Origin of the sequence: Zoogloea sp. (assembly GCF_028689785.1) — a bacterium.
GTDB lineage: Bacteria > Pseudomonadota > Gammaproteobacteria > Burkholderiales > Rhodocyclaceae > Zoogloea.
Genome location: NZ_JAQVCN010000094.1, coordinates 1 through 10,871, shown reverse-complemented (window position 1 = coordinate 10,871; position 10,871 = coordinate 1). Strand labels below are relative to the sequence as shown.

13 protein-coding genes, 1 pseudogene and 1 riboswitch are annotated in these 10,871 nt (G+C 63.3%); of the genes and pseudogenes, 11 read left to right on the top strand and 3 right to left on the bottom strand.

All coding sequences use genetic code 11. The annotated features are described in order from the left end of the window. The first annotated feature begins 95 nt into the window (after positions 1 to 95). From PHI64_RS22445 to PHI64_RS22395, 11 genes are all read left to right on the top strand, one after another. The gene (locus PHI64_RS22445) at positions 96 to 410 is read left to right on the top strand and encodes a helix-turn-helix domain-containing protein (RefSeq protein ID WP_366945252.1); all 315 of its coding nucleotides are present in this window, start codon (positions 96 to 98) and stop codon (positions 408 to 410) included. Then, positions 407 to 916 carry an arsenate reductase ArsC gene (locus PHI64_RS22440; protein ID WP_299888268.1) on the top strand — a complete coding sequence of 170 codons (510 nt, stop codon included), beginning with the start codon at positions 407 to 409 and terminating at the stop codon, positions 914 to 916. Before PHI64_RS22445 ends, PHI64_RS22440 begins: the two co-directional genes overlap by 4 nt. A 24-nt stretch (positions 917 to 940) precedes the next feature. After that, the gene (locus PHI64_RS22435) at positions 941 to 1,354 is read left to right on the top strand and encodes an arsenate reductase ArsC (protein ID WP_299888264.1); all 414 of its coding nucleotides are present in this window, start codon (positions 941 to 943) and stop codon (positions 1,352 to 1,354) included. Positions 1,355 to 1,363: 9 nt separating this feature from the next. Beyond that, a complete protein-coding gene (gene arsB / locus PHI64_RS22430; RefSeq protein WP_299888257.1) occupies positions 1,364 to 2,434 on the top strand; it encodes an ACR3 family arsenite efflux transporter in 1,071 nt (356 codons plus the stop codon). Further along, complete coding sequence (gene arsD / locus PHI64_RS22425; RefSeq protein WP_299888255.1) at positions 2,427 to 3,275, top strand: arsenite efflux transporter metallochaperone ArsD; 849 nt, start codon at positions 2,427 to 2,429, stop codon at positions 3,273 to 3,275. Before arsB ends, arsD begins: the two co-directional genes overlap by 8 nt. Positions 3,276 to 3,291: 16 nt before the next feature. Further along, positions 3,292 to 5,040, top strand: coding sequence for an arsenical pump-driving ATPase (gene arsA / locus PHI64_RS22420; protein ID WP_299888253.1), 1,749 nt, complete (start codon positions 3,292 to 3,294; stop codon positions 5,038 to 5,040). 219 nt (positions 5,041 to 5,259) lie between these two features. Further along, positions 5,260 to 5,324: riboswitch (Fluoride riboswitch) on the top strand. 83 nt (positions 5,325 to 5,407) lie between these two features. After that, a complete protein-coding gene (locus tag PHI64_RS22415; RefSeq protein WP_299888249.1) occupies positions 5,408 to 6,742 on the top strand; it encodes a voltage-gated chloride channel family protein in 1,335 nt (444 codons plus the stop codon). Further along, positions 6,739 to 7,080, top strand: coding sequence for a DUF190 domain-containing protein (locus PHI64_RS22410; protein ID WP_299888246.1), 342 nt, complete (start codon positions 6,739 to 6,741; stop codon positions 7,078 to 7,080). Before PHI64_RS22415 ends, PHI64_RS22410 begins: the two co-directional genes overlap by 4 nt. Before the next feature lie 24 nt (positions 7,081 to 7,104). After that, positions 7,105 to 7,488 carry a fluoride efflux transporter CrcB gene (crcB, locus tag PHI64_RS22405; protein ID WP_299888244.1) on the top strand — a complete coding sequence of 128 codons (384 nt, stop codon included), beginning with the start codon at positions 7,105 to 7,107 and terminating at the stop codon, positions 7,486 to 7,488. 10 nt (positions 7,489 to 7,498) lie between these two features. Further along, on the top strand, positions 7,499 to 7,825 hold the full coding sequence (locus PHI64_RS22400) for a DUF190 domain-containing protein (protein ID WP_299888241.1): 327 nt from the start codon (positions 7,499 to 7,501) through the stop codon (positions 7,823 to 7,825). 18 nt (positions 7,826 to 7,843) lie between these two features. Further along, entirely contained in the window at positions 7,844 to 9,025 is a 1,182-nt protein-coding gene (locus PHI64_RS22395; protein ID WP_299888239.1) for an MFS transporter, read from the top strand. A 74-nt stretch (positions 9,026 to 9,099) separates the two neighbouring features. Here the strand turns inward: PHI64_RS22395 and PHI64_RS22390 are convergent, their stop codons facing one another. The 3 genes and pseudogenes from PHI64_RS22390 to PHI64_RS22380 all read right to left on the bottom strand — a co-directional run. Then, entirely contained in the window at positions 9,100 to 9,822 is a 723-nt protein-coding gene (locus PHI64_RS22390) for an MgtC/SapB family protein (RefSeq protein WP_299888235.1), read from the bottom strand. Positions 9,823 to 9,825: 3 nt separating this feature from the next. Continuing rightward, entirely contained in the window at positions 9,826 to 10,164 is a 339-nt protein-coding gene (locus PHI64_RS22385; RefSeq protein ID WP_299888232.1) for a hypothetical protein, read from the bottom strand. Between the two features lie 169 nt (positions 10,165 to 10,333). Continuing rightward, positions 10,334 to 10,744 (bottom strand): annotated as a pseudogene (locus PHI64_RS22380) (transposase); the annotation flags it as partial. Positions 10,745 to 10,871: the final 127 nt, after the last annotated feature.

Genomic DNA, 10,871 nt, shown 5'->3' with positions numbered 1-10,871 from the left:
CCGGCGGCAGCAATCTCGCCACCGCCCTATCCTTGAATTCCTGTCCGTATCGCGCCACGTCGTTCTCTCATCATCGCCCCCGAATTTAGGATTCTATCGAGGCGACAACTAGTCTGACGCGGGGGGGGATCGTTGCCAGTGCAATCGGAGAAACGTTGGGCCTGCCCGCGCCAACCCTGTCCTTTCACCTGGCCCACCTGAGCCGGGTTGGACTCATCCGCGGACAGAAGGAAAGCCGCTTCATCCGCTACTCCGCCGAGTACGCCACGATGGACGAGCTGATCGCCTTCCTGACCAGCAACTGCTGTCAGGGCGAGGCCTGCCTGCCCAGGGCAGCCACCTGCGACACCACCGAGAGGCGTCGACGGCTTGCGACAGAAACCTCAACGTCCGACAAGGAGCCATCGTGACTGATCACCCCCTGAACGTTCTCTTCCTGTGTACTGGCAACTCCGCACGCAGCATTCTTGCGGAATCCATCCTCAACGCCGCGGGCAAGGGCCGCTTCAAGGCCTACAGTGCGGGCAGCCACCCGGCCGGCCAAGTGAATCCCCTGGTGCTTGACTGGCTCAAGAAGCAGGGCCTGCCCACCGGAAGGCTGCGCAGCAAGAGTTGGGATGAGTTCGCAGCACCGGACGCCCCCAAGCTCGATTTCGTGATCACGGTTTGCGACAACGCCGCCGGCGAGGTCTGCCCCGTGTGGCCGGGACAGCCGATGACAGCCCATTGGGGCATCGAAGATCCCGCTGCTGTTGCAGGGAGTGAAGAAGCCCGGCGACACGCGGTGTCGATGGCCGCGATGATGCTCAATCGCCGGATCGCGCTGTTCACGAGCCTGCCGCTCAACAAGCTTGATGCCCTGTCCCTCCAGCGTGAGCTGAAGGCCATCGGCGAACTTCGCAATACCGGCGACTGACCCTGCTTTAGCGAGAAACAGAGCATGTCTCAACTCAAGACCGTACTGGTGCTGTGCACCGGTAACTCCTGCCGCTCCCAGATGGGCGAAGCCATCCTCAACCACGAGCTGGCCGGGCTCGTGCGCGGCATCTCGGCCGGCACCGAGCCCCAGCCCAAGGTGGCCGACGGCGCCATCGAGGCTTTGACGCTCGCCGGCCTGCCTACCGCCGGGCTGTACCCCAAGACAGTCGAAGATGTCATGGACCAGGACATCGACCTGGTGGTCAGCGTCTGCGACAACGCCAAGGAAAGCTGCCCGATCTTCCCGCGCCCGGTGAAGCGCATCCACGTGGGCTTCCACGACCCCCACGGCGAGCCGCTGGAGAGCTTCATCGCCGTGCGCGACGACATCCGTGCCCGCCTGGTGCCGGCGGTCCGCGAAGCGCTTGGTCTGTAAGGAGGCGTCATGTCTGTTGTTCAATGTGAAGTGACTGCCAAGGCGGCTGCCGGCACGCCCATGAGCCTCTTCGAGCGCTACCTGACCCTGTGGGTCTTCCTGTGCATCATCGCCGGCATCGCCCTGGGCCAGCTGGCGCCTGGCGTGTTCCAGACCATCGGCCGCATCGAGGTGGCCCAGGTGAATCTGCCGGTGGGGCTGCTGATCTGGGTGATGATCATCCCGATGCTGGTCAAGGTGGATTTCGGTGCGCTGCACGAAGTGAAGCAGCACATCCGTGGAATCGGCGTGACCCTCTTCGTCAACTGGCTGGTCAAGCCCTTCTCGATGGCCCTGCTGGGTTGGCTGTTCGTGCGCCACCTGTTTGCCCCCTGGCTACCGGCGGAACAACTGGACAGCTATGTGGCGGGGCTCATCCTGCTGGCGGCGGCCCCTTGCACGGCGATGGTCTTCGTGTGGAGCAAGCTGACGGACGGTGATCCGCTGTTCACCCTGTCCCAGGTGGCCCTCAACGACAGCATCATGGTGTTCGCCTTCGCACCGCTGGTTGGCCTGTTGCTGGGCATCTCGGCGATCAGCGTGCCGTGGGACACCCTGCTGACCTCGGTCGTGCTCTACATCGTGATTCCGGTGGCGCTCGCCCAGTTGTGGCGCAAGGCCCTGCTGGCCCGGGGGCAAGCGTCCTTCGACGCCGCCATGGCGAAGATCGGTCCGTGGTCCATCTCCGCGCTGCTGGCCACGCTGGTGCTGCTGTTCGCCTTCCAGGGCAAGGCCATCCTGGAGCAGCCGCTGGTCATCGCCCTGCTGGCAGTCCCTATCCTGATCCAGGTGTTTTTCAACTCGGCGCTGGCTTACTGGCTCAACAAGGCAGTCGGCGAGAAGCACAACGTGGCCTGCCCGTCGGCCCTGATCGGTGCCTCCAACTTTTTCGAACTGGCCGTGGCCGCCGCCATCAGCCTGTTCGGCTTCGAATCGGGCGCCGCCCTCGCCACGGTGGTGGGGGTGCTGATCGAGGTGCCGGTGATGCTGCTGGTGGTAAAGGTCGTCAATGCATCAAAGGACTGGTATGAACATGCGTGAATCCCGCATCAGGCGAGCCTCTTCGGAAGACTTCGAGGCGGTATGTCGCCTGCTGACCGATAGTGCCCTGCCAGCCGGCGACCTGACGCCCCAAAGCCTCGAGAGCTTCTATGTCACAACCGACGAGGGGCGCATTGTCGGTGTGGCGGGATTGGAGGTGGCGGGTGACTTTGCACTGCTGCGCTCGGTCACCGTGCAGCCCAAGCTGCGCCGAACGGGGCTCGGCGAGGCGTTGGTGGGCACCTGTCTGTCTCGCGCCCATCACCTGCATTTGAAGGCCCTCTACCTGATTCCAAATGACGAAGAAGCCGGCGTCTTTTTTGCCAATCTCGGCTTCTCTCCGGTCAGACGTGAGGCCGTTCCTGCCGCGATCTGCGGACTCGCGGAGTTCACCCATCTCTGCCCACAAACGCACCCCTGCATGCATCGGGTGCTTGATCCTGGATTTTCCGAGGAGACCCTCATGAAAAAGCTCGAAGTGTTCGACCCGGCCATGTGCTGCTCGACCGGCGTGTGCGGTGTGGACGTGGACCCGGTGCTGGCCCAGTTTGCGGCCGATCTGAAGTGGGTGGAGGCGCACGGCGTGACGGTGAGCCGCCACAACCTCGGGCAGGAGCCCCAGGCCTTCGCCGCCAATCCCGCGGTGGTGAAGGAGATGGAGGCCGGCATGGACCGGCTGCCCATTCTGGCGGTGGACGGACACATCGTATCCACCGGCATGTACCCTTCGCGCCAACAGTTGGTGCAGAAGCTCGGCATCGTACTGACGACCGAGGAGAAGCCGCGTATCAAGATCAGTGCGGCCGGTGGCTGCTGCGACCCGAAATCGGGTTGCTGCTGACCCAGGGAGACAGATCATGGCCCTCCCGAACACCAACACGCGTTACCTGTTCTTCACCGGCAAGGGCGGGGTCGGCAAGACCTCCCTGTCCTGCGCCACCGGTCTGGCGCTGGCCGAGGCCGGCAGGCAGGTGCTCATCGTGAGCACCGATCCAGCCTCCAACCTGGACGAGGTGCTGGGTGTGACGCTGGGCCAGGCGCCCACCGCGGTGCCGGGCGCGCCGGGGCTGTCGGCCCTCAACATCGACCCGGAAGCGGCGGCCCACGCCTACCGGGAGCGGATGGTGGCCCCCTACCGCGGCATCCTGCCGGCGGCGGCCATCCAGAGCATGGAAGAGCAGTTCTCCGGCGCTTGCACCGTGGAGATCGCTGCCTTCGACGAGTTCTCCAAACTGCTGGGTGACCCGGCCGCCACCGCAGCCTTCGACCATGTCATCTTCGACACGGCCCCCACCGGCCATACCCTGCGCCTGCTGACCCTGCCCTCGGCCTGGGACGAATTCATTTCGTCCTCGACCGGCGGTGCCTCCTGCCTCGGCCCGCTGGCTGGTCTCGAGAAGCAGAAGGCCTTGTACGCGGCGAGCGTGGCGCGCCTGTCCAATTCCGCCGAGACCACGGTGATCCTGGTCAGCCGGCCGGAAACCTCGGCCCTGCGGGAAGCCGAACGTACCCGGGGGGAGCTGGCGGAGCTGGGCATCTGCAACCAGATGCTGGCCATCAACGGCCTGTTCGCCGTGGTCCAGAGCAAGGACCGTATCGCCACTGCCATGTCGCAGCGTGCGCGGGATGCCCTGGCCGGCATGCCGTCCAAGCTGGCCGAACTGCCGGGCTGCACCATCCCTTTCCTGCCCAGGGGAACCGTCGGATTGGAGGCGCTGCGCCTGATGATCCATCCGGAAACGGCCAGTCCTGCCCTGTCGAACAGCATGCCATCCACCCCGCTGCCGCCCGGTCTGGCCGGCCTGGTGGATGAGATCGCCGGTGCCGGCCATGGTGTCGTGATGACGATGGGCAAGGGCGGTGTGGGCAAGACCTCGGTGGCCGCGGCGATTGCCGTGGCCCTCGCGCGGCGCGGCGGCAAGGTCGTGCTGTCCACCACCGACCCGGCCGCCCATGTGGCGGCCACGCTGGATGGCGCCGTCACGGGCCTGAGCGTGACACGCATCGACCCGCGCCAGGAGGTCGCCGACTACACCGCGGAAGTCCTCGCCAAGGCCGGCAGGAGTCTCGACGCGGGTGGCCTGGCGATGCTGGAGGAAGACCTGCGCTCGCCCTGCACCGAGGAGATCGCCGTGTTCCGCGCCTTCGCCCGCACCGTGGATGAAGGTAGGGACGGCTTTGTAGTGCTCGACACGGCGCCAACCGGCCACACCATCCTGCTGCTCGATGCCGCCGAGGCCTACCACCGGGAGGTCATGCGCACCCAGGGCGACATGCCGGAATCCGTGCGCCAGCTGCTGCCGCGCCTGCGCGATCCGGCCTACACCCACGTGCTGATTGTGACGCTGCCCGAAGCCACTCCCGTGCATGAAGCCGAACGCCTGCAAGGCGACCTGGCCCGGGCCGGCATCACGCCCTACGCCTGGGTCATCAACCAGTCCCTGCTCGCCAGCGGCACCACCGACCCGCTGCTGGGCCAGCGCGGCGGCTACGAAGTGCCTTTCATCCGACGTGTCGCCGACGACCTGGCGCCCCGCTGCGCTCTGATTCCGTGGCTCGCTGAGGCCCCTGCCGGTGAGATGGGGCTCGCCCCGATGGTGCGCTGAACACCGCAGATCTCGCACCCGCCTGTGGGGGAGCCGGGGCAACCTATGTATGTCTGGACCGGATCATCGAAGTCAGAAGGCTCCATTCACGAACATCTCGCCAGATACGCCTCGTAGCATTGACCAGCGTTGATCTTTTTCGGTCTTGATATTTGAAGATCAGCGCTGGTCAACAACACGGTCAGCCCGTGATCTCCCGCGAAGATTTGCTGCTAGAATCCAGGCAAAGGAGATGGCATTCCTCCTACTCAACCGCCCTTAGGGCTGATGATGCCTACATGGTCCCTGGTTCATCGGGAAGATGTAGGCGTTCGTCCATACTCTATCCGCATGTCCAGGTTTGCAAAGCCAAACTCGCAGGACATGCATGAATCCCTCGAAACGCCTCGAACAGATCGACCTGCTGCCCTATCTGGGCAAATGGATATTACTGGCCACTGCGGTCGCAGCCCTGGCCGGCTCGGCATCGGCCTTCTTCCTCACCGCGCTCGACTGGGCAACCGAAACCCGTAACGCCCATCGATGGCTCATCTGGCTGCTGCCATTGGCCGGGTTTGGCGTTGGCTGGCTTTATCTGAAGTTCGGTCAGCACGTCGAAGCTGGCAACAATCTGCTCATTGACGAGATTCACGATCCTCGGAAGGTTGTGCCCTTGCGCATGGCGCCGCTGGTCCTGGGGGGGACGGTCATCTCCCATCTGTTCGGCGCCTCGGTCGGGCGGGAGGGGACGGCGGTCCAGATGGGCGGCGCACTGGCCGACCAACTCACCCACCTCTTCAAACTCCGGCATGAAGATCGACGCATCATCCTGATGGCCGGGATCAGTGCGGGCTTCTCCTCGGTGTTTGGCACGCCGTTGGCCGGTGCCGTGTGGGCCCTGGAGGTCCTGGCAATTGGTCGCCTGCGCTACGATGCGCTCCTCGCCTGCACGGTCGCCGCCATCGTGGCGGACCAGGTGTGCGGCCTCTGGGGGGTTCACCACACTCACTACCTCATCCCGGAGATTCCTCGCATCACGGCATGGGGGCTGTGCGCCATGGTGCTGGCCGGTATGGTCTTCGGGCTGGTGGGCAAACTTTTCGCCGATGCCACTCACGTGCTCAGTGCCTGGGTGAAGAAGACGATCAGCTACGGGCCGCTGCGCCCCTTGCTGGGTGGGGCCGTCCTGGCTGCGATCGTCATGATCTTCACCGCCGACCGCTACATTGGCCTGGGTATTCCGGTCATTCTGGAGGCCTTCGAGAAGCCCCTTCCTGCCTACGACTTCCTCGGCAAGATGGCCTTCACGGTGTTTTCCCTGGGTGTCGGCTTCAAGGGCGGCGAAGTTACCCCCTTGTTCTACATCGGCGCCACCCTGGGCAATGCCCTCGCGCCCATCCTGAGCCTGCCGTTTCCGCTGCTGGCCGGGATTGGTTTTGTGGCGGTCTTTGCGGGTGCCGCCAATACACCGATCGCCTCCACCCTGATGGCGATGGAGCTGTTCGGGGCCGAAATCGGGGTGTATGCCAGCATTGCCTGCGTCGTCAGCTACCTGTTCTCCGGACACACCGGCATCTACCGCTCACAGCGCGTCGGCCAGGCCAAGCACCGACACGCGCCCGAAGGCATGAAGCTGGGCGAACTCCCGGCCTACCGCAAGCAACTCCACGTGGACGCAGCCGCGCACGCTGCGAAGAACGATACCAAGGACGATCAATCATGAGTGACATGGCAGCCCTTCGCCTTTACTTTCCCCAGGCTGCGCGCGCCAGGCCCACCCGCTTCTGGCACCGCCTGACAGCACCCGCGTTGAGTCATCGCCTGATTACAGCGGCCAAGCGCGCTGGCATCCAGCAAGCGCTCATGCACAGCGTCCACGCGGGATTCCTGCCCGGCCAGAAGCTCTCGCATCACCACGTGGAAGCCGTGCCGGCCCAACATCCGCTGTGTATCGAACTCATCGACTCGGAGGCGCGGCTGAGGGATTTTCTTCACCATCATGCGGAAGAGCTGCATCACGTCCGTGCCGTCCTGTTCCGTTGCGAACTCGCGCTCGCATAGCCGCAGCAGTCTTTGGAGGTGTGTATGTGGAAACCCATCCTGGCCATTTCCGTGGGGGCTGCCTTGGGAGCACTGATGCGCTGGCAGTTGGGTGTCCGTCTGAACGGTGTCCTGCCCGGGATGCCTCCGGGCACCCTGGCAGCCAACGTGATTGGTGGGTTCATCATCGGTCTCGCCATCGCCTATCTGGCCCAGAGTCCTACGCTGTCACCTGAGTGGCGGCTTTTCATCATCACGGGCTTCTGCGGCGGTCTGACGACCTTCTCCACGTTCTCGGCCGAGGTGCTGGCCTTGCTTCAGGAGGGGCAGATGGCATGGGCGATGGGGACCATCGGCCTGCATCTGTGCGGCTCACTGCTGAGTACCTTCGCCGGCTTGATGCTTGGCCAGGCATTCAAAACCCTATGAGGAGTAGGCCATGAAAGGCTATCAAGTCACGTTCTTCACCCAGCAGGACCGGCGCCATGGCCACAAGCCGGTCTCGGAATGGTTGATGTTGGCCGCCCGGGATCTCGGCATTCGCGGCGCCACCATCCTTGCTGCCAGCGAAGGGTTCGGCCACGACCGCCGTATCCACTCTGCACACTTTTTCGAGCTGGCTGACCAGCCGCAGGAAGTCGTCATGGCCGTGACGGAGGAAGAGCTGCAGCGCCTGTTCGAGATCATCGAGCAGGAAGGGGTGCAGGTCTTCTACGCCAAGACCGAGGTTGAATTTGGCGTTCTCGGCGAACCCAAGCAGCAATAGCGAGGCACAGACGCTCCGATGTTGAAAACGATTCGAAGTCTCCCCAGTACGGTCTGGCTGATCGGCCTCATCAGCCTGGTCAATGACAGCTCCAGCGAGATGCTCTACCCGCTGATTCCCCTATACCTCTCGTCAGTCCTGATGGCCGGCCCGAGAGCTTTGGGCATCATCGAAGGCATCGCGGAGGCCACCGCCAGCCTGCTCAAGCTGTTCTCCGGAGTCATCATTGACCGAACCCGACACTCCAAACCCTGGGTTGTCGTCGGCTACGCGCTGGCTGCATTCGGGCGCCCCCTGATTGCTTTCGTCACGAGCTGGCCCTTGCTGCTGGTCATCCGCTTCGCCGATCGTATCGGCAAGGGGCTGCGGTCCTCACCCCGCGATGCCTTGTTGGCCAGCAGTGTGGCTGCAGAACAACGCGGCGTGGCCTTCGGCTTCCATCGCGCCATGGACAATGCCGGTGCTGTCATCGGCCCCCTCCTCGCATCGGCGCTTTTGGCCGCCGGCACGTCCCTTCATGACATTTTTCTCTGGTCGGTTGTGCCTGCTTTGCTGTGCGTGGGTTTGGCGCTATCGATCAAGGAGCCCCGCGACGGTCCCCCTGTTTCCCCCAAGTCGTTTCAATGGAAGCTGAGCGACATGCCGGCCTCCTTCAAACGCTACCTGGTCGTGGTGGCCGTTTTCACGCTGGGCAACTCCTCCAACATGTTCCTGCTCTTGCGTGCCAAAGAGCTTGGCGTATCCGAAGCGAGCGTGCCCCTCCTCTGGGCTGCAGTTTCGCTGGTGGCCATGCTCTTCTCTACGCCGCTCGCGGGCTTGTCGGACAAGGTGGGCCGGATTCCACTGCTCCTGGGCGGCTATGTGGCCTATGCCCTCTTCTATGCAGGCCTGGGCCTGATGACGCACGACGGCACCGTCCTCTTTGCCTTGTTTGGCTTCTACGGCCTCTTCATGGCCGCCACCGAGGGCGTCGAGAAGGCGCTGGTCGCCGACATTGCACCCGCAGAGCTGCGAGGCACGGCCTTTGGCTGGTTCAACCTGACCGCCGGGCTGTTCCTGCTGCCGGCGTCCGTCGTTTTTGGCTGGCTGTATCAGGCGTTTTCCCCGTCGGTGGCATTCGGGTTCTCGGCGGGCTGCTCCCTGACGGCGGCAGTATTGCTCTGGAGCTGGGCCTTCCGTGAGAAGGTGAACGGCGTATGAGCCCACGCTCCTCATAAGAAAGTCATGAACCTCCAGATGCTGGATTGGCGCGCCTCCGCTTCGCGTTGCAGCAGCTACTCCGTGGTGCTGGGGCTCCAGAATGCTTGAATGATGAAGGGTTGTTCGGCCAACTGCTGGGCGATTTGATCAAGTTCCTCTCCATCGACGCCTGTCGCTAGCAACACAGCCTCAATTTCGACTGCATCGGCGCCGAAGGCATGGACGACCAAGTCTCGTGTGGAGTAGTCGGCAGCCTCAAGAGTGTCCTCGAGCAGGCGCATCGCCTTTTTCTGATGGTCGCGCTGGGCGATGACGTAGACAGTATTCGTGACTTCGACCACCAAGGTGTCGATGGGCTGCCGATTGATGCGATTGACCACAGGGCGTAGCAGTGTATTGGCGGCAAGAACAAAGATGGCACCTAGCACCGCCTCTAGCAGCAGGTCTGCCCCTGCGCAGGCGCCGAGCGCCGCGGAGCCCCAAAGTGTGGCAGCCGTATTGAGTCCCCGAACATTGCCTTCCTCGCGCATGATGACGCCAGCACCCAGGAAGCCGATGCCCGACACGACATACGCCACGACATGGACAGCGCCTTCATGCCCAGCCAATCGGTTGGCCATGTCCACAAAGATGGCCGCACCCACCGCAACCAGAACGTTAGTCCGCAGGCCCGCTGTTCGCTGTCGAGACTGGCGCTCGAAGCCAATCAATCCGCCCAGAATGAAGGCCGTAGTTAAGCTCAGCATGGTATCGGCCAGCGAGTCGATATTGATATTGTGAACGGCTTCCAAGGCCATGATTCAGAACTCCGCGTGGAACCGCACTACATGGAAATTGGCCTTGCGGCGGTCGGCGTTATAGGCTGGACGCAACAGGCGCTGGTCGTGAGCGGTCAGGAGGGTGTTTTTCCAGACATTGAGGCTGTAGTCGATGCCCAGCGTATCCGTACCGCGGCCCCAGGCACCGCCCTGAAGCGAAAACCCCATGCTTAAGGAGTCATCTGTCTCCTCGAAGGCATAGGTTTCGGTACGGCCATTAGCTTTCATGGCACACAGCAAGAAGCCAAGGGCGCGCAAAGCCGACACTAGGCGTTGGGCCATAGTCAGTGGCCAGCACTTCTCGAAAATTTCAGGACGCATTTCTTACCTCTGGGCTGAAACTCAAGCCCCCAGGCGAACCTTGCGCATGACCCAATCCGTAGGGCAACGCGGCCGGAACCCGGCACTGGGACAGCCAGCCGGAATAACGGCAGAGAAACAAGCCGACGGCCAACGCCGACCAGCTACTACCTAGTCGCCCCTGAAATATTCAATTTCCCGCACCGAACCGTCCGCCAAGCGGCGAGGCCGCGTTGCCACTGACCACCCACCCAAGCATCCCGACCAGCACGCAGAGCACAAGAAGCGCCTTCAGCCCCAGGCGGACCACTGCCCGCATCAGCCAGCGCAAGTTGTAGCCGGCGGCACACAGTACCGGATGCAGCACATCGCCTTCCGACCCTTTGAGCCAATTCCGCCGTAATCCGCAATCGTCCTTCAGGTGTCCGATCACCGGCTCCACCGCCTGGCGGCGTTTGAGCAGTCGGCGTGCCTTGGCGCTCAGGCTCCTAATCCGACCGCGGTGGATGATCTCAACCCCGGGCACCTCCATACCCCGATAGCCGAGATCAACAATGGCGGTGTGAGGCTTTGGGGCACCTTTGACGTCCTGCATCAGGATCCAGGGCAATCGCACCGTTACGTCATAAACCCGAGCACCTCCGCCCGGAACTCATCGGAAGCGGAGGCGAGCAGGCGCTTGTTCTTTATTCCGGCCTTGACCGTCGAATTGAGCCGTAGGAGATTCA

Bases quoted from the DNA above. Each gene is read 5' to 3' on its own strand.
- PHI64_RS22435 (WP_299888264.1), top strand. From the start codon at position 941: ATGTCTCAACTCAAGACCGTACTGGTGCTGTGCACCGGTAACTCCTGC.
- arsB (WP_299888257.1), top strand. From the start codon at position 1,364: ATGTCTGTTGTTCAATGTGAAGTGACTGCCAAGGCGGCTGCCGGCACG.
- arsD (WP_299888255.1), top strand. From the start codon at position 2,427: ATGCGTGAATCCCGCATCAGGCGAGCCTCTTCGGAAGACTTCGAGGCG.
- arsA (WP_299888253.1), top strand. From the start codon at position 3,292: ATGGCCCTCCCGAACACCAACACGCGTTACCTGTTCTTCACCGGCAAG.
- PHI64_RS22415 (WP_299888249.1), top strand. From the start codon at position 5,408: ATGAATCCCTCGAAACGCCTCGAACAGATCGACCTGCTGCCCTATCTG.
- PHI64_RS22410 (WP_299888246.1), top strand. From the start codon at position 6,739: ATGAGTGACATGGCAGCCCTTCGCCTTTACTTTCCCCAGGCTGCGCGC.
- crcB (WP_299888244.1), top strand. From the start codon at position 7,105: ATGTGGAAACCCATCCTGGCCATTTCCGTGGGGGCTGCCTTGGGAGCA.
- PHI64_RS22400 (WP_299888241.1), top strand. From the start codon at position 7,499: ATGAAAGGCTATCAAGTCACGTTCTTCACCCAGCAGGACCGGCGCCAT.
- PHI64_RS22395 (WP_299888239.1), top strand. From the start codon at position 7,844: ATGTTGAAAACGATTCGAAGTCTCCCCAGTACGGTCTGGCTGATCGGC.
- PHI64_RS22390 (WP_299888235.1), bottom strand. From the start codon at position 9,822: ATGGCCTTGGAAGCCGTTCACAATATCAATATCGACTCGCTGGCCGAT.
- PHI64_RS22385 (WP_299888232.1), bottom strand. From the start codon at position 10,164: ATGCGTCCTGAAATTTTCGAGAAGTGCTGGCCACTGACTATGGCCCAA.